The 20,135-nt window shown below is 65.2% G+C and carries 23 protein-coding genes and 2 pseudogenes; 12 read left to right on the plus strand and 13 right to left on the minus strand.

Annotated elements, in window-relative coordinates; all coding sequences use genetic code 11:
* Positions 1 to 956 (plus strand): M56 family metallopeptidase (locus DD1DGNOD_RS24315; RefSeq protein WP_131771119.1); only part of this gene is annotated, 956 nt, incomplete at its 5' end.
* 145 nt (positions 957 to 1,101) lie between these two features.
* Here the strand turns inward: DD1DGNOD_RS24315 and DD1DGNOD_RS24320 are convergent.
* From DD1DGNOD_RS24320 to DD1DGNOD_RS24330, 3 genes are all read right to left on the minus strand, one after another.
* Positions 1,102 to 1,398, minus strand: a complete 297-nt coding sequence (locus DD1DGNOD_RS24320) for a hypothetical protein (RefSeq protein ID WP_131765130.1) — start codon at positions 1,396 to 1,398, stop codon at positions 1,102 to 1,104.
* Between the two features lie 384 nt (positions 1,399 to 1,782).
* Complete coding sequence (locus DD1DGNOD_RS24325) at positions 1,783 to 2,358, minus strand: HhH-GPD-type base excision DNA repair protein (protein ID WP_131765129.1); 576 nt, start codon at positions 2,356 to 2,358, stop codon at positions 1,783 to 1,785.
* 42 nt (positions 2,359 to 2,400) lie between these two features.
* Positions 2,401 to 2,997 (minus strand): NYN domain-containing protein, encoded by a 597-nt coding sequence (locus DD1DGNOD_RS24330; RefSeq protein WP_131765128.1) that lies wholly within the window; start codon positions 2,995 to 2,997, stop codon positions 2,401 to 2,403.
* A gap of 309 nt (positions 2,998 to 3,306) precedes the next feature.
* On the opposite strand from DD1DGNOD_RS24330, the gene DD1DGNOD_RS24335 reads away from it, so the two are divergent.
* Together DD1DGNOD_RS24335 and DD1DGNOD_RS24340 are read left to right on the plus strand one after the other, a co-directional pair.
* Positions 3,307 to 4,722, plus strand: a complete 1,416-nt coding sequence (locus DD1DGNOD_RS24335) for an IS4 family transposase (protein WP_165034720.1) — start codon at positions 3,307 to 3,309, stop codon at positions 4,720 to 4,722.
* Positions 4,723 to 4,833: 111 nt separating this feature from the next.
* Positions 4,834 to 5,238 carry a RidA family protein gene (locus DD1DGNOD_RS24340; RefSeq protein ID WP_131765126.1) on the plus strand — a complete coding sequence of 135 codons (405 nt, stop codon included), beginning with the start codon at positions 4,834 to 4,836 and terminating at the stop codon, positions 5,236 to 5,238.
* Positions 5,239 to 5,380: 142 nt separating this feature from the next.
* Here the strand turns inward: DD1DGNOD_RS24340 and DD1DGNOD_RS31395 are convergent.
* Positions 5,381 to 5,476 (minus strand): annotated as a pseudogene (locus tag DD1DGNOD_RS31395) (HhH-GPD-type base excision DNA repair protein); the annotation flags it as partial.
* Between the two features lie 142 nt (positions 5,477 to 5,618).
* Here DD1DGNOD_RS31395 and DD1DGNOD_RS24345 point away from each other — a divergent pair.
* A complete protein-coding gene (locus DD1DGNOD_RS24345; RefSeq protein ID WP_131771113.1) occupies positions 5,619 to 7,430 on the plus strand; it encodes an ATP-binding protein in 1,812 nt (603 codons plus the stop codon).
* Between the two features lie 242 nt (positions 7,431 to 7,672).
* Here DD1DGNOD_RS24345 and DD1DGNOD_RS24350 read toward each other — a convergent pair whose 3' ends face one another.
* A complete protein-coding gene (locus DD1DGNOD_RS24350) occupies positions 7,673 to 7,876 on the minus strand; it encodes a type II toxin-antitoxin system VapC family toxin (protein WP_206443408.1) in 204 nt (67 codons plus the stop codon).
* A gap of 141 nt (positions 7,877 to 8,017) precedes the next feature.
* On the opposite strand from DD1DGNOD_RS24350, the gene DD1DGNOD_RS24355 reads away from it, so the two are divergent.
* The 4 genes from DD1DGNOD_RS24355 to DD1DGNOD_RS24370 all read left to right on the plus strand — a co-directional run bounded on the left by DD1DGNOD_RS24355 (position 8,018) and on the right by DD1DGNOD_RS24370 (position 9,319).
* Positions 8,018 to 8,287, plus strand: a complete 270-nt coding sequence (locus tag DD1DGNOD_RS24355) for a hypothetical protein (protein ID WP_131765123.1) — start codon at positions 8,018 to 8,020, stop codon at positions 8,285 to 8,287.
* Entirely contained in the window at positions 8,278 to 8,685 is a 408-nt protein-coding gene (locus DD1DGNOD_RS24360; protein WP_131771114.1) for a type II toxin-antitoxin system VapC family toxin, read from the plus strand. Before DD1DGNOD_RS24355 ends, DD1DGNOD_RS24360 begins: the two co-directional genes overlap by 10 nt.
* Before the next feature lie 61 nt (positions 8,686 to 8,746).
* The gene (locus DD1DGNOD_RS24365) at positions 8,747 to 9,016 is read left to right on the plus strand and encodes a hypothetical protein (protein ID WP_131771115.1); all 270 of its coding nucleotides are present in this window, start codon (positions 8,747 to 8,749) and stop codon (positions 9,014 to 9,016) included.
* A gap of 3 nt (positions 9,017 to 9,019) precedes the next feature.
* A complete protein-coding gene (locus DD1DGNOD_RS24370) occupies positions 9,020 to 9,319 on the plus strand; it encodes an SDR family NAD(P)-dependent oxidoreductase (RefSeq protein WP_131771116.1) in 300 nt (99 codons plus the stop codon).
* Between the two features lie 112 nt (positions 9,320 to 9,431).
* Here the strand turns inward: DD1DGNOD_RS24370 and DD1DGNOD_RS30975 are convergent.
* The 3 genes and pseudogenes from DD1DGNOD_RS30975 to DD1DGNOD_RS24380 form a co-directional block, all read right to left on the minus strand.
* A pseudogene (locus DD1DGNOD_RS30975) lies at positions 9,432 to 9,527 on the minus strand (HhH-GPD-type base excision DNA repair protein); the annotation flags it as partial.
* Positions 9,528 to 9,626: 99 nt separating this feature from the next.
* Positions 9,627 to 10,478 (minus strand): putative protein N(5)-glutamine methyltransferase, encoded by an 852-nt coding sequence (locus DD1DGNOD_RS24375; protein WP_131765121.1) that lies wholly within the window; start codon positions 10,476 to 10,478, stop codon positions 9,627 to 9,629.
* Positions 10,479 to 11,205: 727 nt separating this feature from the next.
* Complete coding sequence (locus DD1DGNOD_RS24380; RefSeq protein ID WP_131765119.1) at positions 11,206 to 11,598, minus strand: ATP-binding protein; 393 nt, start codon at positions 11,596 to 11,598, stop codon at positions 11,206 to 11,208.
* Positions 11,599 to 11,901: 303 nt separating this feature from the next.
* Between DD1DGNOD_RS24380 and DD1DGNOD_RS24385 the strand changes: the two genes are divergently transcribed.
* The 3 genes from DD1DGNOD_RS24385 to DD1DGNOD_RS27505 all read left to right on the plus strand — a co-directional run bounded on the left by DD1DGNOD_RS24385 (position 11,902) and on the right by DD1DGNOD_RS27505 (position 13,819).
* A complete protein-coding gene (locus DD1DGNOD_RS24385) occupies positions 11,902 to 12,762 on the plus strand; it encodes a helix-turn-helix domain-containing protein (RefSeq protein WP_131765118.1) in 861 nt (286 codons plus the stop codon).
* Complete coding sequence (locus tag DD1DGNOD_RS24390; protein ID WP_165034717.1) at positions 12,759 to 12,992, plus strand: DUF397 domain-containing protein; 234 nt, start codon at positions 12,759 to 12,761, stop codon at positions 12,990 to 12,992. The genes DD1DGNOD_RS24385 and DD1DGNOD_RS24390 overlap by 4 nt, the downstream gene beginning before the upstream one ends.
* 668 nt (positions 12,993 to 13,660) lie before the next feature.
* Entirely contained in the window at positions 13,661 to 13,819 is a 159-nt protein-coding gene (locus tag DD1DGNOD_RS27505; RefSeq protein ID WP_165034716.1) for a hypothetical protein, read from the plus strand.
* Between the two features lie 102 nt (positions 13,820 to 13,921).
* Here the strand turns inward: DD1DGNOD_RS27505 and DD1DGNOD_RS24395 are convergent, their stop codons facing one another.
* The 5 genes from DD1DGNOD_RS24395 to DD1DGNOD_RS24415 form a co-directional block, all read right to left on the minus strand.
* Entirely contained in the window at positions 13,922 to 14,107 is a 186-nt protein-coding gene (locus DD1DGNOD_RS24395; RefSeq protein WP_131771117.1) for a hypothetical protein, read from the minus strand.
* 70 nt (positions 14,108 to 14,177) lie between these two features.
* On the minus strand, positions 14,178 to 15,092 hold the full coding sequence (locus tag DD1DGNOD_RS24400) for a hypothetical protein (RefSeq protein ID WP_131765117.1): 915 nt from the start codon (positions 15,090 to 15,092) through the stop codon (positions 14,178 to 14,180).
* Positions 15,093 to 15,200: 108 nt separating this feature from the next.
* Positions 15,201 to 16,361 (minus strand): MGDG synthase family glycosyltransferase, encoded by a 1,161-nt coding sequence (locus DD1DGNOD_RS24405; protein ID WP_430827863.1) that lies wholly within the window; start codon positions 16,359 to 16,361, stop codon positions 15,201 to 15,203.
* 3 nt (positions 16,362 to 16,364) lie between these two features.
* On the minus strand, positions 16,365 to 17,357 hold the full coding sequence (locus DD1DGNOD_RS24410) for an NAD-dependent epimerase/dehydratase family protein (protein WP_131765116.1): 993 nt from the start codon (positions 17,355 to 17,357) through the stop codon (positions 16,365 to 16,367).
* An 85-nt stretch (positions 17,358 to 17,442) separates the two neighbouring features.
* A complete protein-coding gene (locus tag DD1DGNOD_RS24415) occupies positions 17,443 to 18,573 on the minus strand; it encodes a DegT/DnrJ/EryC1/StrS family aminotransferase (RefSeq protein ID WP_131771118.1) in 1,131 nt (376 codons plus the stop codon).
* Positions 18,574 to 19,625: 1,052 nt separating this feature from the next.
* On the opposite strand from DD1DGNOD_RS24415, the gene DD1DGNOD_RS24420 reads away from it, so the two are divergent.
* A complete protein-coding gene (locus tag DD1DGNOD_RS24420; RefSeq protein WP_131765114.1) occupies positions 19,626 to 20,045 on the plus strand; it encodes a hypothetical protein in 420 nt (139 codons plus the stop codon).
* Positions 20,046 to 20,135 lie beyond the last annotated feature (90 nt).

Below are 20,135 nucleotides of genomic sequence, written 5' to 3' on the forward strand. Positions count from 1 at the left end.
TGGGCGTGCTCGACCATGCCGGTCATGTGGCCGCCGGCGAACCCCTCGCCGGGCTCGGCTGGATCAACGTGATCGCGCTTGGGGTGGCGTCCGCGCTGGCCGCCCGGTTGTTCGGCGTCCTCGCCCTGTCCACCGCGCGGACCCTGCGGCATCGTCGCCGCCACCGCCACCTGGTCGACCTGGCCGGTCAGGACCACGGCGGGCGCAACGACGTAGCTGCAGTGCCGGAAGAGCTGCCAGGCGCCGGGGCATGCCAGCCGCCACACGGGTTGCCCAACTGTGCCGGAAGCATCCACCGCCGCGGACGGCTTCGTGTCCTGGACCATCCTGTCGCGGTCGCCTACTGCCTACCCGGCGTGCGCCACACCCGGGTCGTCGTCTCCAAAGGTCTGCTGGCGGCGCTCACCGAGGACGAACTGGAGTCCGTCCTCGCCCACGAAGAGGCCCATGCCCGCGGCCGGCATGATCTCGTCATCCAGCCCTTCGTAGCCTGGCAGCAGACCTTCCCGTTCCTGCCCCCCGCGCGCGATGCGACCGCCGCGGTGTCGCTGCTGGTCGAGATGCTCGCCGACGACACCGCCGCCCGCCGCACCAGCTGCCAGACCCTGGCCCGGGCGCTGGCCCGGCTCGGGGTGGCCCGGTTCCCGGTGCCGACGGGAGCGGTCGGCATCACCGGAGTGTTCCAGCGCGGGACGGTGAGTCCACAGCGAACGACCGGTCACACCAGGGTGCTGCGAGCCAGATCCGCACGCCGCAGGCATGACAGCGGCACAGGCGGCACGGGCCACCTGCTTGTCGAGCCCGCCCGCTCCTCCCCGATCCACACCCCGGTGATCGCGCGTATCTCGCGCCTGCTGGACCCCTCACACCGGGCACCGCTGTGGGCGCATGCCGCGATCTACCTCACCGCCGCCGCCATCTGCACCTTCCCCGCCTTCGTCCTGCTGGCCACCTGACCCGACCCGACCTGCCCCGACCCGCCGCCCGACCCGCGCGACTCGACCGGGCCGGCCCGATCCGACCTGGGGCCCGGCAGGACAGGACCTGCCCAGATCTGCGCGGGACGGCCGGCTGGAGGCGAAAGCCGGATATGGAAGCAGGTCAGGCGTCATCCCGCCCGCGACCGGCCTTCCTTGTTCGGCTCGACTGGCCGGGAAAAGCGGGGCCTGGCCCGTAGCGGATTCCCGGCCCGGACGATCGGCCCTCGGTCACCTGCTCCAGGAGCCCTCGCTGCCGGAGACCGGCCAGCCAACGACGCGCCTGGTAGACGTCCACCGTGAACAGGTTCTGGATGGTCCGGTTCGTGATCCAGCCGTACTCCCGGACATGCTCGACGATCCGCCGGTCGATCTCGTCGGCGTTACGTACCCGGTAGGCAAGGGCCGTCCCGAGCGCCATCCGGGCATGCTCGCGCAGCCGGTAACGGCCGTACCGCCGGCGCGCGGTCGAGCGCGAGACGTCAAGCAGCCCGTCCTGCCCGGCGGCAAGACGACTGTCGGGGCCTACTTGAAGTCAAAGGTCGAGGTCTCCTCCCGTTCGGCTGTCGACCCGGCCGGGATGCGGGCGAGAGCCGAGCCGGCGTCGGTCTCGGTGTCGTCCACGCGGTGCCATCCTGACGGCAACGGAGCGGGGGTTCGCCACGAGTTTATACAGATCCGCACTGTGCGGCCTTGTATAAACTCGCCACTCACCAACGACGTCAACCGGCACGCCATTGGGTGGACGTATCGGGTGTCGGCAAGTGTTGCCAGCGCACAAGCAAAGATTCAGAGTGTCATTTGGTCATCTGACGGATGCCTTGGCCGCGGCCTTCATCTGCTTCTTGTAGTCGCGGACCTTGTCGCGGGTGACGGTGTCGATGATGTCGGCGATCGAGCGGAACGATCCGTCCTCACCGAAGGGAGCCGACACGGCCTGCCAGCCCGGCGGAGTCACACCGACCTGCTTGCCCAGCAAGGCTGTGAAGATCTTGGCCTTCTGCTGCCCGAACCCGGGTAACGCGCAGACGCGGCGCAGCAGCTCGGGGCCGTCCGCGGCGGTGCGCCACACGTTCGCGGCGTCCGAGTCGTACTCGTCGACGATCAGACGGCACATCGCCTGCACCCGCCTGGCCATCGATCCTGGGAAGCGATGCAGCGCCGGCTGCCGGGAGAACACGGCTGCGAGCACGTCCGGGTCAAAACCGGCCAGTTCGGCGGCGTCCAATGACTTACCGAGCCGCTGGGAAAGCTCGTAAGGCGCCGCGAACGCCCGCTCCAACGGAATCTGCTGGTCGAGCACCATCCCGATCAGCAATGCCAACGGGTCGTTCGACAGCAGCTCGTCCGCCTCGGCGATCTGGCTCAGATGCAGTCCCACACTCACACCGTAGCCGGGCTGGCGAACCTGTCAGCCCTCCGGTCAGGTCACCGTGTAGTCGGTGTTGTCTCTACAGGCCTCGTAGTCGGCAGCGTCCAGATAGTGACACCACGGGAGCTGCGAGTCCGGATAGCGCAAACGACTCAGGCCGCGCCACGTGGCCACTTCAACATGCACGCCACCGGTGCCGAGGTCCCGGACTGCTTCCAACGCTGGTATGAGGTCTGTGTCTCTGCTGAACAGCACGCCAATGTCAAAAGCACCCTCGCAAGCAAGCCTGACGAAGTCCACGGCCAGCGCCACGTCGATGCCCTTTTCCTGCGCGGGGGTCACGGGCCAGTCCTTTGGGTACCGAAGCTGCCGACGAACGAGCGTGAGTCGCGGATCCCGCAGCCACCCAGCGGCTTGGCGGTCACTGGCCTGAGCCGCGGCGGGCTGGTGATCTGGACTTGGCCTGCCTCGGTACACGCGGATGTCGGTCAGGACACCACCAAATCGCCGTCTGGCAGCAACGAGATCCGCGACGAGAACTGGATCGACGTGGCTGAGACGGTGGCCCTCGCCCGGCGGCCGGAAATGATACAGAGCCGAGAGATGCATGTTCTGGTAATCAATGAAGATCGAAATACGTGGGATCATGGCGTAGCCGATCTAGAAAGAAAAAGCCCCGCCAGTCCCGTAGGACGGCGGGGAGTAAGTGATGTTGATGTTAGGCGACGGGCCGCAACTCGTCAAGCACGAGGGAGCGCGGACCACAGCGGGCATACAGGCGACGGTCTCAGCCGCCGGGCGACTCCCGGGGTGGGGGCGACGGCGTGAACGCGCCGGTTGTGTCCGGGTGCGCTGGATATGGCGAAGCTCCTGGTAAGACGCGGGTTGCTGAGACCGTACGTCGTAACCAGGAGCTTCGGTGCCCAAGTGTGTCATGCCCCGTCGGGGTCCTCGGGGTTGTTGCGGGAGGCGGTACTCGCCGGTCCGGGCGTCGTGGTCACGGCGCAGATGACCGCGGGGCCGTTGGCGGTGCTGGCCAGGCCGGCGGGAGTGCGGGCGGCGTTGGCGGCCGGAGGGTGCGTCGACCGGCGTCGGACAGTGTTGACCGATGCGGTGACGACGGTGCTGGTAGTGGGGTTGTGCCTGTTCAGCGGGGAGGGGTACCCGAGCGTGCTGGCCCGGTTGTGGCCACTGCTGGGCGCGTTCAACCCGGCGATCGTGCTGGGTGGCCCGGTCAGCGCGGTGGCGTTGTCGCAGGCCAGGGCACGGCTACCGGCCGGGGTGTTGCGGGCGTTGGTCGAAGCCGGCGCCCGTATCGGCTGGGCGGTCGAGACCACCGGCCTGCGGATGTTCGGGCTGGTGGTGACGGCAGTGGACGGGACGGTGTTCGACCTAGCCGCCACCGACGCGATCAGCGAGCGGTTCGCGACCCCGTCGGGTGGCCGGTTCCCCCAGGCCCGGGTGGTCACGCTGGTGGTGTGCGGGACCCGCCGGGTACTGGCCGCGGCGCTGGACTCGTGCGGAGTCAGCGAGCAGGCCCTGTGGGACCGTCTGGTCACACAGCTGGCGCAGGGGACGTTGAATCTGGCGGACAGGAATTTCTTCTCCATGGACCGGTGGCGCACCGCGGCCGGGACCGGCGCGCACCTGGCATGGCGAGGCAAGAACGGCGTCCGGTCGCTGCCCGCCACGGTGATCGAAACTCTGCCGGACGGCTCGCACCTGCTCCGGTTACGGGAGTCCGACGCGATGCTCGCCCGGCGCCGCACGACCACCGGTGAGAAGAAGGCGCCCCGGCTGGGCGATGTCATCGCCCGGCTGGTCGAGTTCACCGTGACCGTCACCGACCAGGCCGGGAACACGCGCGTCAGCCGGTTCCGGGTCCTGACCACCCTGTTGGATCACCAGGTCTATCCTGCAGAGGCGATCGCGCACTGTTACGCACAGCGGTGGCAGGTCGAGCTGGCCTACAAGACGATCAAGTCGACGGTGCGGGGGCCGGGTCGGCGCCTGCGTGGGCAGTCCCCTGACCTGGCCGAGCAGGAAATCTGCGGTCTGCTCGCTGTCTACAACGCCCTGGTCGACCAGGCTGTGGCCGCTGCCGCCGATCTGGGTATCGACCCCGGTGAGATCTCCTTCACCGTCGTCCTGCGCGCTGCCCGCGACCACCTGACCAGCCACGCTCCCTGCCGGGCCTGCGGCCACCGCTCCGGTTCGGCCGACCTGCTCGCCGCAATCGCTGCCGGTCCCCGTAACCGTGCCGATCGACAACGGAGCAGCCCCCGAACCACGAAGGAGCGACGAACCCAGCACACCCGTAACGTCACCTACACGATCACTATCACCGATTCAAATCTACCCAGAGCGGCCTAATCCGCCTTCTCTTTAGGGCAGTGCCACAGGCCCTGGCGGCGGCTCCGGCAGATGAACCGCCCGCTTCGCTCGCAACGTCACCCGCGGTGTGCTCGGATACACCTTGGCGATATGCTGCCCGTTAGGATCATCAGCCACTTCAATCCGGACACGCTGCACAGCAATCCCGCCTTCAGTCAGGTGATAGCGGTTGAAAGTCCCGCCAAAATGATCTATATAGGTGGGCAGAACGCTGTCAGTCGGGACGGAAAAATAGTCGGCGAAGACCTGGCCACCCAGTCCGTGCGGGCACTCGAAAATGTTCTGACAGCGCTGGAATCCGTCGGTGCCAACCAGGAGAACGTGGTCAAACTGACAATCTACGTCCGGCAGGACCAACCACTGGAACAGGCGTTCTCATCGGCCCAGAGAGTATGGGGCGCGCACCCCACCACGATAAGTGTGGTAGTGGTTTCGGGGTTTGCGAACCCACAGTTCCTCATCGAAATCGACGCAGTTGCGGCAGTGGAGGCGTGAAACGTAGCCCTTCACGGTCACACGCACGGGGCTACAAAACGGACAGGCATCCGAGGTATGACTCACCACAGCGCTGGCAACTGCCGTCTCCAGCAGCGTGTTCCACCAAGGCCACCCGGCCCGGTCCACTCCATGCTTACGACATGTGCTGGTCCAGCACCATGCCCACAAGTAGCGCGAGCGGGTCGCGCGTCAGCAGCTCGTCGGCTTCCGGGATCTGGCTCAGATGCAGGCTCACGCGACCACCGTAGCCGCCAACAGGCAACCTGCTCGCCGACAGGGGCGCGGGCCGGCCACGAGGGGACTTCGACCACCCCTCCTTACACATCCTTACACTCACTTCGGAAAAGTGTGTAAGGTCGACGGTAAGGAGGTGGCCCATGTTGGAAGGAGAGATCGCCGAGCTCGTCGCCGGGCTGCGTCGGATACATCGCGACGATGCCGGACTTGAGGTCAAGCTTGCATCCACCGATACGCTGCCAAAAGAGACAGCGCAGACACTCTGCGCTTTCGCCAACACGCCAGGCGGAGGGGCGCTCATCCTCGGGCTCGACGAGAGTCGCGGATTTCTGTCCGTAGGATGCGAGCATGCCGCCAAGCTGGCAGCGGACATATCCAGCCTGTGTCGCGATTCGATCCACCCGCCACTCATACCCGTAATCAGCCTGCCGACGTTCGAAGACAAAGTTCTTGTGGTCGCAGAGGTTCCCGAACTCCATCCGGTTGATAAACCAGCGTATCTGCGGAGCAAAGGACAGTCCAACGGGGCGTATATACGCATCTCCGATGGTGATCACAAACTCTCTTCATACGAAGTCAGCCAGCTTGTTCTCAATCGTGGACAGCCCAAGTTCGATCGTGAACCAGTTGACGAAGCAACACGGGAAGACCTACAGGACGATCTGGTTGAGGATTTCCTCCGTGATCTTCGTCGATCCCGTCCGATGCTTGCCCGACGAGACGACGTCGATCTCCTTCATCGATGCGGAGTCCTGGTCAGGAGTTCCATCGACAGGGACCGGCTAGTTCCTTCCCTTGGCGGGTTGATCGCCTTGGGTCGGGACCCGCAGAGCTTCGAGGCGCTGCTTGGACTTGGGATCACGATAACTGTCTATCCGACAATACGGAAAGGCGAACCGGGTCCCCACGGCGAGCGATTCCTTGACGACAAGGTTCTTGAAGGTCCCGCGCCCGTTCTGCTTGAGGAAGTCTTCGCCGTGCTGCTCGCCAGAATGAGCAGACAGGGTATAGTTTCTGGAGTCGGCAGAGAGGACCGATGGGAATATCCGCTGGAAGCACTCCGAGAAATCATGGTTAACGCCGTTGCCCACCGCGACTACAGTCCCATGGCGCGGGGGACCCGCATTCAGGTCGAAGTCTACCCGGACCGGCTGGAGGTCATCTCTCCTGGCGGGCTGTTCGGTCCAGTAAGCATAGAGCGTCTAGGGGACGACGGGGTTGCGTCAACCCGCAACCGGACCCTCGTCGACATCCTGGAAAATGTCCGTTTCCGCAGGGATCTGCGTGCTCTTTGCGAGGGAAGGGCTACCGGGATCCCCACCGTTCTGTCGAGCCTACGACGGGCAGGTCTTGCTCCGGCGGAGTTTGCCGACCGAATTAAGGATTTCCGGGTCAGAATTCCCAACAGAGCACTACTCGACGACGAAACTCGGCACTGGCTTTTCACTCTGAACGCGCACGGCCTCTCCAGTACGCAAGAGATGGCACTCTCAGTACTACGCACCGGCCGCTCGCTCACCAGCGACGAGTATCGGATCGAACTCGCGCTGGACAGCAAGATCGCCCGTGCCGAGCTGCAGGATCTCATCAACCGTGGGCTGGTCAGAATGATTAGTCAGCGCAGGTGGGCGCGCTATGCTCTGGCCGATCAGTTCGCAGAACCGCAGCCAACGCTCTTCGGCGACATCCCTATGGACCGGCAACACGCGGACCAGCCTGAAGACGATCAGAAGGAGGCAGGTGAAGGCCAGCGCAGGAAGCGAGAAGTCCTAGCGTTGTTGTCGACATCCGGCCCGCTTAGCCGTGCGGAAATCGCTGAACGCCTAGGACTGTCCGACCGACAGGTGCTCTACGTGCTGTCTCGACTCGACTCAGACAACCTCGTTGCTAAAACAACATCGGCGATCGGCAGCCGATACACAAAATATACTGTTGCCAGCCGCCAATGGTAAGACCTCTACCGTTGCTCTCGCATCCACGAACAGCCACCAAGATGGACTATGGGCACTGTCAGGCACATCCTCGGCACCGATGACGGCGCTGCGTCAGTGTCACAGTCGCTCCATGGTTACGACATGTGCTGGTCCAGCACCATCCCGATCAGCAGCGCCAGCGGATCGTTGGTCAACAGCTCGTCCGCCTCGGCGACCTGGCTCAGATACAGTCTCACGTCACCACGGTATAGGTCGATCCACTACTGGACGGGAAGGTCCGCCGCGACCAGATCGGTGTAGATAAAATCCGCACCCTTGAACAGTAACGGCTCCCGCAGCGCAGCCGCCAGCGCATACGCAAAACAATCACCGAAGTTCAACCGGGCAAGGCTACCACTGCCCCGACCGAAATCGCGGTACGCCTGCCTGGCAAGCGCCGCGTGCTCCACGGTGACCGCAACCACGTTTATGCCACCCGGACGAGTTCGTCGAACCGGCGACTCGCCACCGGGTCACGGGCCGAGTCGACGACCATCGCGGCTTCCACACTGCGCTCCGTCCCACCCGACGTCAAATCGACGCTATTTCAGCGCTAGAATGACATCATGAGTAGCGTCGAGAAGATCACGACCAACCTCACCATCCGAGCCCTCCCTGCACGGGTGCGCGCCACTCTGGCCGCCCGCGCGAAGGCCCGGAGGCAGTCGTTGAACGCCTACCTGCTCGACGTGCTCAGCCGCGAGGCGAGTACCCCGACCATGGACGAGGTGCTCGCCGACATCGACAACGCCCGCGCTTCCTCCGGGCTCACCACGGACGACGCAGTCGCCGCCGTCCGTGCGGTTCGTGATGCGGAGGAGGCACGGTGGGGCTGATCGTCATTGACGCTTCCCTGATCGTCGATCTGCTCGTCGGAGACGACAGCCCCCGACGCAAGGCAGCGAGGGACCGGATGGCCGGTGGTGACGCCATCTACGCCCCCGCTCATCTGGACATCGAGGTCATCTCAGCTCTCCGCGGCCTTGCCCGACGTACGAGCCGGCTCGCCGAGCACACCCCGATACTCATCGCCAACCTGCTCCGCCTGCCGATCCGTCGCGAACTGCTCAGCGGGCCGACCGCTCAGCGCGTCTGGGAACTACGCGAAAATATGGCTGCCTACGACGCCGGCTACGTCGCGCTTGCCGAGCAGATTGACGCCGTCCTACTCACCTGTGATGCCAAGTACGCCGCCACGACCGGTCCACGGTGCGCGATCGAACTCATCACATAGGCCTGCCTCTCGACTACTACGCCGCCGCCGAACGCGGACGTGCCCGCAGTGGACAAATGAGATGGCGGAACTGAGCTGGCTGTACTGGCTGACCTTTGACAGACTGTCGGGGGCTGAGACGGTGACCGCTCCCACGCTGTTCGTCCACGGTGACGGCTGCGTGTTCCCGGACAACGTCCATTCCCTGGCAAGTCGAATGCCGTGTGCCGAACTCGTCTGGGGCGAAGGCAGCCAGATCGACTTCTACGACCAGGAGCCGCAGGTAACCATGGCCGTCGAGGCCGCCGTTCGACACCTCGGGTCGTATCTGTCGGCGACCTTCCAGGTGTAGCACATGTCGGACGACCAGCCGGTGGCGGTGGTGACCGGCGGCAATCGGGGTATCGGGCGCGAGGTGGCCTCGCAACTTGCCGATCACGGCTTCACGGTCCTGCTCGGCAGCCGCGACCGCGTCAAAGGTGAGCAGGTCGCTCGTCAGCTCGACGCGTCCGGAGCAGCGGTGCACGCCTGCCGTATCGACGTCACCGACCAGTCGAGCGTCGAAGAAGCGGCGTCATGGGTGCGGCAGCGGTTCGGGCAGGGCGTTGTCCGCCGAACCGGCGAGCGGCTGACGTATCGAGCGGCTGACGTATGAACATCGCCCATCCGCAGGTCGACGGGGAGGTAGTTGGAACTGCTCGGCCTGACCACCGCGGATGAGCCGGTCCGACCCTCGGACGGGCAAACTACCCGATCCATACCTACGACATGTGCTGGTCCAGCACCATCCCGATCAGCAATGCCAACGGGTCGTTCGTCAACAGCTCGTCCGCCTCGACGATCCGGCTCAGGTGCAGGCCCATACCGCCACGGGAGCCGCCAACATACGGTCCTGGGCTTCCAAGTCGACCTACCTACATCCTTCCGCGGCCACGTCCTGCCGGCTTGGACGGGCCCGGGCGTCAGCCGCCCAACCACTCGTGCCGGGTGGGCTTCGTTGCGATGACGACGGTGGCGTTCAGCTCGGCAGAACTGGCCACCCGTGGGATCAACCCGTTGCGGACGACGGTTTCGACGGTCCGCGGCGCCTGACGCTCGCTGGTTTCGACCAGCAGGTGACCGCCCGGTGCCAGCCACTGTGCTGCCTCGGCAGTCACCCGTCGCAGGACGTCAAGCCCGTCCGCGCCGCCGTCGAGCGCCATCCGCGGCTCGTGGATGCGGGCTTCCGGAGGCAGCAGCTTGATCGCCGCGGTGGGTACGTAGGGTGCGTTGGCGACCAGGACGTCGACACGGCCCCGCAGCGTAGCCGGCAGTGGCTCGTAGAGATCGCCTTCGTACACCTGACCACCAGCGACGGCGAGGTTGCGGCAGGCGCACCGCACCGCAGCCGGGTCAAGGTCGGCGGCATGCAACTCGACTGCGTCCAGGGCCGCGAGCAGCGCGGCGCCCACCGCACCCGAGCCGCAGCACAGGTCGACGACGACCACTCGTGGCCGGTTCGAGGCTCCGCCGGCGGGGCCGACGGCCAGGCCCCGGACGAGGGCGGCAGCCTGACGGACAAGGAACTCGGTGCGACGGCGGGGTACGAAGACGCCGGGGTCCACGGCTATCCGCAGGCCGCAGAACCACGCCCAGCCGAGGACGTGCTCAAGGGGCAGGCCAGCGGCTCGCCGGTCCACCATGGCGGTGAGGTCGCCCGGAGTCCGCGCTGCGTAGACGAGCAACCGCGCCTCATCCTCGGCGAAGACGCAGCCGGCGGCCCGAAGCCTGGCAACGATGACGGATCGGGACAGCGGTGACGGAGAAGCCGACACGGGAACCTTTCGGGATGCCGAAGGGCGCCCTCCCGGTCACCTAGCGGACCAAAGGCAGCGCGATCATGCTTCTTTCGCGCTGCCGGCGGCCCAAGTCCCCGGGTCACTATGCCGGGTGTGGACCGCACGGCCGTGAGGCAGGAGCGCCCAGCCTGATAGAGCGGGAATGGGGCTCACCTCCTCGACTCGTCCACTGGTGGTGACAGCCACACTACCTGAGCGGACCGCGCCGCCGGTACATCGCGACGAGCCGGGACAGCATGCGTCGGCATGACCCACCTGATACGGCGTAATACCAGTGGAAGTACAGCCCCCACAGCGCCTCGCACAACTTCCAGGCCAGCTCGTCGAAACCGTACGCCCGGCTGTACGCACGCAGGACAGCAGGTTGACCCGCTCGGCTTCGAGCCACTCCCAGGCCGATTCCCTGGTCTGCGTCGCGCCGTCAGCGCGCAGCCGTTGGTAATCATCGTTGAGACGCCAACGGCCGGGCATGAGCACGACGTCCGCCGACGCGGTATGCCACAGATACCACGTCAGCATCCGTTCCAGGGCTGCCGTCCGCTCAACGGGCGGTTCGGTCTCCTCCGCACGACGCCGGGCGTCGATGTGGAGCAGGTCGTGGAATCCGTACCGACCCACGCCGACCTCCTCCAAGAGGCTGGCATCGCTGAGGCTCTCCAGCAGGTCGGCAGTCTCGTCCACTCCTGCGGAGCCACCGCGGCGGTCACCTCCGGACCGCCCAGGTCGCGTACATCTGCCCGTGGACGAACTGCGCTCGCAGCCGATGCAGCCATTCCAGTGCGACCGCGGTCTTTCCCACCCCGCCCGCACCGGTCAGCACGAGCACCGGGACCACACCGTCCGAAGACAGTGACCGCAACCGGTCCAGCTCCGCCAGCTCACGGCTGCGGTTCACGAAATGCGGCGGACGCGGCGGCAGCGAATTCGGCGGAACAGTGCTCGGCGCCACCTCATGGACGTGGATCGCGACGCCGCCGTGAATCGAACCTGCCTGGACGCTGTGTCCACCCACCGTGCCGGACAGGACGTTGTGCATCACCGCCGAGTCCGCCTCAGCACGGCCTGCGTCCCGACGGGTTGCCCCCGGACCGCTCACGCCCGCCTCCAGTTCCGGCGAGAGGACATGCCTCGTCAGGAGATCCTCGATGAAACGCAGGATACCGACCCTGCGCTACGCGCATTACCCACATCACAGAGACGACATCCTACTACCAATTAAGACACAACTATCACGCTACGTTTAGATCAGACGGACAACTTCCACAACTTTCCGCAACCATTTATAACTTTACGTAATAATATCAGTACCGAACACTCATGATCGACACATAAGTGTGATGAATCGATGGCATAATGTAGCGACAGCCTACGTAGCGACGACCTACGCGCAGGAGGAGCGATGAGTACCGGGAGCGGCCCGACCGTTCGGAGAAGGCGTCTGGGCGCCGAGCTCCGCCGGCTCCGCGAGGCAGCCGACGTATCCGTTGACCAGGCGTGTGAACTCCTTCGCTGCTCCGTTTCGAAGATCAGCAGGATGGAGAACGGCCGTGTACCGGTCCGGACCCGGGATGTTCAGGACCTGCTGCGGCTCTATGGCGTGACCGCCGAGGCCGAGCGGGAGGCGTTTCTCGCGCTGGCTCGCGAGTCACGCAAGCACGGCTGGTGGCACAGCTACCACGATGTGGTTCCCCCGTGGTTCGAGATCTACATCGGACTTGAGGGAGACGCCTCCTCGATAAGCGTCTATGAAGCCCAACTCGTTCACGGCCTGTTACAGACGGCCGAGTACGCCCGACACGTCATCCGCGCCGACAATCCGCAGATCACGGAACAGGAGGTTGACCGCAAGGTCGCGCTCCGCCTCAACCGGCAGAATCGGCTGACCGGCGACAGCCCACCCCGGCTCTGGGTCGTTCTCGACGAGGCGGTGCTCCACCGTCCGGTCGGCGGCAAGGCCGTGATGCGCACTCAGCTCGAACATCTCCTCAAGCGCGCGGAACTTCCCAACATCACCCTCCAGGTCGTGCCCTTCGCCGCGGGTGCGCATGCGGGAATGGGCAGCACCTTCGCGATCCTCGGCTTTCCGGACCCGACAGACCACGACGTGGTCTATATCGAGGAGGCGACCGGGAGCCTTTATATGGAACGGGCGGCGGAAATTCGACACTACCGACTGAAGGCCGACTACCTGCTGGCAGCCGCGCTCCGACCGGACCAATCCCTTGAAAAGATAGCCAGCATTGCGGAGGAAATGAAATGACTGAATACACTGAGCCCACCCCGGACAAGATGGATACGACAGCCGTCGGCTGGCGCAAGAGCAGTTACAGCAATGGTGCGGGCGGCATGTGCGTCGAGATCGCGGACGTCGACGATGGCGTCCTCGTCCGGGATTCGAAGAACCCGTCCGGACCGGTCCTGACCTTCACCGACGGCGAATGGGAGGCCTTCCTCGCGGGCGTCCGGGACGGCGAGTTCGACCGGAGTTAAAAGATCCAAAAGAGCCAACGGCGGCGCGGGAGAAACATGATCGCGCCGCCGTTGGGCCTCGAGCATCCGGAAACTTGAGCCTCCCGAACCTCCCAGATCGGCCTCTGGACCCCCGAACGCGAAAAGCATGATCGCGCTGTCGTTGGCCGTCCAGGACGTGACGCCCAGGCACCGTCTGCGCCTGCGGTAGCGCCGGTCAGGAGCCACCAACCCCGCGAGCGACGGTGATGGTCACCATCCAGATTCGATCAATGACCCTACAGAAAGGGTCTTGCGATCGGGCCCGCGACAGCGCACTCTTGTAGCTGTCCGGTCGGGTTGTAGTTCTTCCGGCGTTGGTCTTGACGACGGACGCAGGCAAGCATCGTCTCGATCATGTTGGTGGGCGTCCGCGTCCGCTGTAGCCGCAGAGGAGTACAGGTGCCATGAACGCCATCGACTGGGCAAAAGCCCCGGGGTCGGGGCGTACCGGGTGTCCTCTCCGCCCGGCCTGCAGATCCGATTGGTTGCCACGATCACGCGTCGGCGGAACGTAGGTAGTCGATCACGCGGCGATCCAGGCGACCATTGCCGTGGACCGCAACTCCTTTTCCTGATCCGTCACACGCCTGACACTGCCAGGCGGGCTTTTCGTCGTTGTTGTTTCCGCGCAACGGGAGGTGATCAGCGTGGCTACTGCCACGACTAACCTGCTCAACACCCCGCTGGAGGATCCACGTGCCGAGCGGGTGCGCCGCAGCGCTCTCGCCGCATATGTCGACGGAAAGATCAGCTTTGCGCAGGCGAACTCCCGCGTCCGTAAAGCAATGGAAAGGTTCCACCTCTGACCGCCGCATGCTCGGGCCCAGTCAGTAGGTCCAGATCCGTGGGTCCAGATCCGTAGGTCCAGGTCAGCCGGTCCAGCCGAGCCGATCCGTCGACAGGCCGGGTCAGCACGAAACAGCCGGGGCTGCTTCGTTCTTCTCGCGCACAGCTCGTCGCTCCGCCTCCCATTGGCGCAGGATCTGCTCGGCGGTCCGTGCGCGCTCCGCCTCGGGCAAGCCGTCCAGCAGGGTAGCGAGCAGATCGTTGCGTTCGTCGGCCACAGGTTGCTCCCGCCTCAAGACCTTCTTCATGAAGAGTCTGGGTAGTACCTACCCCACGAACGATGGCGACAACCTAAAGTGATCATCAAAGTCTCTTGCGTCACTGGTCCGGCAACGGCTCACACCGAGGTTCCGACTCGTGCACAGCGATTGCCGCCCGATCTCTCCCAAGACCAAGGATCCCGACCGCAACCAGCACCAGTGAGGCGACGAAAGCCGCCATCCGCAGCCCTTCGGGCGCCGACTCGTCGAACAAGGTCAGGCCGAGCATCACCGGCAGGAAGGCCGAAACCCCGCTGGTCACCGGAAACGCAATCACCGCCGCCCGCCCCTGCAGCCCCCGCTGTTCCAGGCCCAGGGCAAGCACGGAGAAAACGATCAGGACGTATGGGGTCGGTGTGGCCAGCAGCCGGACCAACTCATGATCGTCCAGGTACAGGCCGATCTGGCGGGTCGCCAGCGTCGCGATCGCGTAACAGGCGCCTGCGGACAGCCCGAACAGCAAAGCCGCCTGCGCGACCCGCTCACCACGGCCCGCCCGGTTCGCCAACCACGCGCCCACGGCCGTGAACGTCAGCCCGCAGGCCAGGAACAGCCCCATTTCGTGATCACTTGCACGATCACCGACCTGGGCGTCACGACTGAAAGCAAAGGCGAGCAGGACGATTCCGGCAACCATGGACGCCATCCCGCGCCAACCGACCCGGCTGATCCGCTCCCCGAGGAACCGCCGGGCCAGCAGCGAGAACACCACCATGTCGCCCGCCATGAGCGGCGCGACAAGAGCCACCGGAGCCACCGACAGGGCCAGTACCTCCAGCAGGAACGACCCGGCCTCGACCGCGAGTCCGAGCAGCCACAGCGGACGCAGCGTGAGGCGGAGCAACAGTCCCAGCCCGAGCCCACCGCCAGGTGGCGCCTGCCGCGCCGCAACAGCCTGGATGAGGGGAGCCATCCCGTAGAGCGCCGCCGACACGACGGCGATCGGTGCGCCGACGGCGAGAGCGTCGTTCACGCGCGTCCCAGAGGCTGACCGGAGTGTGTACGTGTGCTATCGCCCCACCTCACGTCTCCCACCACCACCCCACGTCCGGCATCACCCCATGTCCCGCACGACCGTCTCCTACCAGCCATTACCGAGCTCGACCTGGCTGAGCGCGGCACCGAACGCCTGCTCCCAGGCATCCGGCGTACCGACCACGCGGACCGAGGGCGGCTTGATACGGTCCAGCACGGCAAGCACCGAACGGCGCAGGGCCGCGGTGTCCGCGGAGGCGACATCCGCTCGTCCCCGGTCGAGTTCAAGCTGCAGGTTGTCCCGGCCGTGACCGGGCACGACGTCCAGCAGCAGGAGATCGCGTCCGATCACGCGGGCCTCACTGCACGTGTCCCCCGAAGAGGTGATGATGAGATCACTTGCTGCCATCAGTTCGGGAATACGGTCGGTGAAGCCGAACGGGATAACCTGCCGGTGCGTACGTGCCAGCCTCCGCAGACGTGCCGCGAGCGAAGCGTTGCGCCCGGCCACCGCGAGCACCCACACTCCGGACTCGGCCAGCGCGCGAGCGCCGTCGACCAACGGGCCAAGCCCCCAGGAGCCCGACATCAACAGCACACACCGTGCATCGCCGGGGATCCCAAGAGCATCGCGGGCCGCATCCTGCGTCGGCGGGTCGTAGAAGGGCTGACGCACCGGCGGCGGGACGACGGCGATCCGCGCCTGTGGATGAAACCGGCGGACGAACCGCGCCGCCGTGGCCGAAGTGACCAGGTACAGATCGGTGTTGTCATGCACCCAGAGCCGGTGAACACAGACGTCCGTGCAGAACACCGCGGTGACCATGCCGGGATGTTCGGACTTGATCCGGCTTGCCGCGGCGGCCCCGGTCGCGAAGATTGACAAGAGTAGTTCCACTGGCTGCTCACGCAGCGTCAGCCGCAGCTCGGGAACGAGAAAACGGGATGCGGTCGCCTCGATCACCCGCGACAACGGACCGCCCGAGCGCATCTGCGAAAAGTGCACCGCGTCGTACAGACCGGGCACAGCCAACATCCCGCGGAATACGGCCTCGCCCATGGAGCCGGCACGGCCACCCATCATGCGCAGGGAGTCCAGCGTCCGGGTGGAGAACCCACGCAGGGCCAGCGAGTGCGAGCAGGCCTGCGCCATGACATCGTGCCCCATCCCGAGCGAGCCCGACAGCAGCAGCGCCCGCCGCTCCCCGGAGCGACGCGTCCGCCCCGCCGGCCCGGCCGCCGAGTCGTCCATATGATCGCCGGCCATGGCTTACTCGGATGACGCCGGAACGCCGACCCCGTCGGCCTGGCGGGGCGGCAGCGAGACCACCTGGTCACGGGTGGGCTGCCGGTTGGCCATGTACCACTCGACATACTGCCGGACGCCGTCGGCAAACCGGGTGGTGGGGCGCCAGCCCAGCAGTGCCTCGGCCGCCGCGTTCGACACCGGCCGCCCCCTGAAGTCGCCCGGGCGCGCCGGCACGTGATCGATCCTGACGCCTGGGATGTGGTCACGGACCGCCTGCGCCATCGCCAGCACGCTGACCCGCTCGTCGCCCTCGAGCGCGATCGTCGCATTGCGCGCGGCGTCGTCGATGGCGAGCACATGCGCATCCGCCAGGTCACGGACGAATACATAATTGCGGAACTGCTGACCGTCGCCGGCGATCGTGAGGGGTTCCCCGTCGAGTGCCTTCCGGAGGAACCGGGCCAGGACCAGTTCGTCACGCATGCCAGGGCCGTAGGGAATGCCGTACCGCAGAATCGTGAAATCCACGCCGTATGTCTGCTGATAACTGTGGAGCAGCAACTCCGCCGCAATTTTGGTGGAGGTGTAGACGTGACCGGCACGGATCAGCGCGAACTCGACGTCCTCAGTCAGCGGGTGCGGATCGTCCGGATCACCGCCGGCGGCACCGTACACCCAGACGGTGCTGGCGAACAACACCCGCCGCACGCCGGCGACGCGCGCCGCCTCACAGACGTTTGCCGTGCCCTCGACGTTGAGCCGCACAGTTCGGATCGGGTCGGCAAAGGCATGGTCGACGTTGGACATGCCGGCGAGATGGAAAACCATCTCGCAGTCGGCAAACGTGCTGGTGACAGCAGACAGGTCCAGGACGTCGAGCACCCTGTGGTCGGCGCGGGGGTCGGCCTTGTGTATCCGCAGATCAAGCGAAATCACTTCATGGCCGGCATCGGAAAGCCGGTCCACTACATGGGCTCCGATAAACCCGGAGCCTCCGGTGACGGCTATACGCATGGTCATCCGTCCAGAATTGTCGGTTGCGGGTCGGATCGCCCAGTGAAATTGTTACGGGGACTTGTTACAGGTGCAGGTCATCCGGTCAGATCTGCACTGTCAAGGTCTCGAGAGCGGACGCAAGCGACGCAAGCACGTGATCCGCCTCGGCCTCGGTCATGTCCGAGTGGACCGGAAGACACACATGACGGGCGCACAAATCCTCGGCAACCGGCAGGTTACCGCCAGCGTACGGGGCGAAGGCCGGCTGCTGGTGCAGGGGTGCCTCGTACACCTCACCCGACAACGACACGCCGTGGTGCTCCTTGAGCTCTTTTTTCAGTCCCGCCCGCTCAATGCCCTGACGCGGCAGAACCAGATATTTGTAGAAGTTGCTGTACCCGCCGGCCGGCACCCGGACGGACTCGAGCCCGTCGATACGACCGAGTCCCGCATCGTACCGGGCGGCGACCCGGCGACGGACTTCGAGGAACTCGGACAACCGGCGGAGGTGTACCAGCCCGGTCACGGCGTGCAGCTCACTCATCCGCCAGGCGTAGCCCTGTTTGATGTGGACGTTGCCGAGAAAGCCGGCTTTCCCCTGATCACGAAATATGATTGCCTCGTCCCGTACGCGTTCGTCAGCGGTGAGGATCATCCCGCCCTCGCCGCTGGTCACGACCTTGGTCGGGTAAAACGAAAACGCTCCAGCCACACCGAAGGACCCCGCGTGGCGACCGTTATGGCTCGCACCGTGGGCGTGCGCCGCGTCCTCGACCAGAAAGATGCCCCGCTCATCACACAATGCCCGGATGTCGTCGACCTCCGAAGTGATCAGACCGCCTATATGTACCAGAACGACCGCCCGCGTACGCGGTGTAAGAACATCGGCCACGGTGGATGCGCTGAGTGCGAACGTACCGGGGTCCACGTCCGCAAAAACCAGGTTCGCCCCGGCCCGCAGAGCGGCAAAGCCGGTCGCCGCAAAGGTGTTCGTAGGGACGACGACGTCCGAGCCCGCTACGTCCAGAGCCCGGAGAATAACCTCAAGCGCTGCGGTACCACTACTGACTGCGATGCCGAAAGGGAGGCCGTGGGCCGCGGCAAACGTGGCCTCGAACTCCCTCGTATGCGCACCGAGCGTCAGCGCTCCGCTGGCCAGGATCTCTGACACCGACGACGCTATCTCCGCGCGATCGGCTTCCGGGAAGACGATCCGCGCTGATGGAACCTGCATCTGCACCCCTTCGAAAGTCCCGAGTCCTGTCAGTCACCGCCCGCCGGTCCGGACACGGTGGACAGCGACGCTACCGGTTCACCCACCGTGAGTCCGTCAGGATCATCATGCTCCGAGGCATCCTCCTGTCGATCCCTTCCGCGGTTGCCCACCGGAGAGCTGCCCGACCAGCCCGAGAATGGCCACCGAGCTCCCGGTTTACGTTTTGGTGTATCCATTAAATAATAGACCTTATTACCATCCAATACCCACCTGACAGATACTCGTCCAACTACAGTGGGGCAAGTCACCTGGCCGATCCGGCAAACCGGCCACAGCGACCACAAGCTCAAATCACAACAACACAACCCCGGCCTTGCGGTCTGCTGACGGGTGCATTTTACGGCTTGACGGCAACCGGAGACTACCTCCTGTCACGTCGGCATAAGCAGGCAGCAACTTTGATCTTCAGAGAACCGCCACCGGCGGACTCGTCAGCGGCGTCAACACGCGGCCACGGTCATCGCCACCGCCCGCGGGCGGCATCCAGCGCACCCGGAGCGCCATCACTCATCAAGATCACCCGAACGCGACTGCGAACTCCGGGCAGCATAAAGCGTCCCAACAGAGGGTAGACATGATCTGACGTACGGGGGGAACGCAGATCACGCCACCGCTCTGCCGGGACGCACAGCAAGGGTACCGAGAAGGCGCCCGTATGGGGAGCAGGAACGGACCAGGACTTTGGTCCTGTCTCGGCGCCGTCATACTTTCAGTACAAAATATTATATTTCGGACATAAATCGAATACCGCCTCGCCAGCTGCTCACTCACCTGCCGGTGGCGGGGTGGTTGCCGGCAACAGCCGACAAGGACAACATCCACCAGTACTCACGTAACACGCCCGGGACATACCCCCAGCGGGTTTCTGACAGACCAAAGACAGCGCGATCATGCTTTTCTCGCACCCGGGGTTCCTCACCGGAAGCCGATGCGGAAGGCCCGGAAGTCGATACGGCGAGTCCGAGAGAGCCAAGTTCCCGGGTCACGAAGCGGTCCGAAGGAGTTACAAAGTGACACAGGACAAGATCGTCAGAAGCCTCGTCGGTGTCGTGGGACTTGTCGACAAGGTGGAACCTTTCATCGAACTCCAGGACACGGTGACCAGTGACCAGGCTGCCGGGGAAATGCACAGAGCGGGTGTCCGACACGCCCGGGTCGTGCATCTGGAGAACGACCTTGTTCGCTCGTCGATCGTTACCTCCGAGGATCTGGACAGGATTTCCGATCCAGCTCGCCCGCTGGTGGAGGTGATCGACACCTTCCCGCCCGAGGTCTTCCTCGACTGGCGCGACTTTCTCACCGATGTTGTCAACCAATCGCTGCGTGACACGCCGGCGGACATGACCATCACGGTCGAGGACGACGGCCAGCCACTCGGCGTCCTTTCGGCCGCGGCTGTCCGGACGTTCATCGGAACCAGCCGGGAATAACCTGCCGACCTCGACCAAACGTCATCGATCCGCACCGGACCGATGACGACAACCAGGCGCCGGCCGCCATACCCGTCCCCACCTATGCCC

The organism is Candidatus Protofrankia californiensis, from assembly GCF_900634765.1.
GTDB lineage: Bacteria > Actinomycetota > Actinomycetes > Frankiales > Frankiaceae > Protofrankia > Protofrankia californiensis.

What these genes read in the sequence shown, in the direction of transcription:
- DD1DGNOD_RS24320 (WP_131765130.1), bottom strand. Translation starts at nt 1,398, where the DNA reads ATGGCGCTCGGGACGGCCCTTGCCTACCGGGTACGTAACGCCGACGAG.
- DD1DGNOD_RS24330 (WP_131765128.1), bottom strand. Translation starts at nt 2,997, where the DNA reads ATGATCCCACGTATTTCGATCTTCATTGATTACCAGAACATGCATCTC.
- DD1DGNOD_RS24340 (WP_131765126.1), top strand. Translation starts at nt 4,834, where the DNA reads ATGCTGCCCGTTAGGATCATCAGCCACTTCAATCCGGACACGCTGCAC.
- DD1DGNOD_RS24345 (WP_131771113.1), top strand. Translation starts at nt 5,619, where the DNA reads ATGTTGGAAGGAGAGATCGCCGAGCTCGTCGCCGGGCTGCGTCGGATA.
- DD1DGNOD_RS24355 (WP_131765123.1), top strand. Translation starts at nt 8,018, where the DNA reads ATGAGTAGCGTCGAGAAGATCACGACCAACCTCACCATCCGAGCCCTC.
- DD1DGNOD_RS24365 (WP_131771115.1), top strand. Translation starts at nt 8,747, where the DNA reads ATGGCGGAACTGAGCTGGCTGTACTGGCTGACCTTTGACAGACTGTCG.
- DD1DGNOD_RS24370 (WP_131771116.1), top strand. Translation starts at nt 9,020, where the DNA reads ATGTCGGACGACCAGCCGGTGGCGGTGGTGACCGGCGGCAATCGGGGT.
- DD1DGNOD_RS24385 (WP_131765118.1), top strand. Translation starts at nt 11,902, where the DNA reads ATGAGTACCGGGAGCGGCCCGACCGTTCGGAGAAGGCGTCTGGGCGCC.
- DD1DGNOD_RS24390 (WP_165034717.1), top strand. Translation starts at nt 12,759, where the DNA reads ATGACTGAATACACTGAGCCCACCCCGGACAAGATGGATACGACAGCC.
- DD1DGNOD_RS24395 (WP_131771117.1), bottom strand. Translation starts at nt 14,107, where the DNA reads ATGAAGAAGGTCTTGAGGCGGGAGCAACCTGTGGCCGACGAACGCAAC.
- DD1DGNOD_RS24405 (WP_430827863.1), bottom strand. Translation starts at nt 16,361, where the DNA reads ATGGCCGGCGATCATATGGACGACTCGGCGGCCGGGCCGGCGGGGCGG.
- DD1DGNOD_RS24410 (WP_131765116.1), bottom strand. Translation starts at nt 17,357, where the DNA reads ATGCGTATAGCCGTCACCGGAGGCTCCGGGTTTATCGGAGCCCATGTA.
- DD1DGNOD_RS24415 (WP_131771118.1), bottom strand. Translation starts at nt 18,573, where the DNA reads ATGCAGGTTCCATCAGCGCGGATCGTCTTCCCGGAAGCCGATCGCGCG.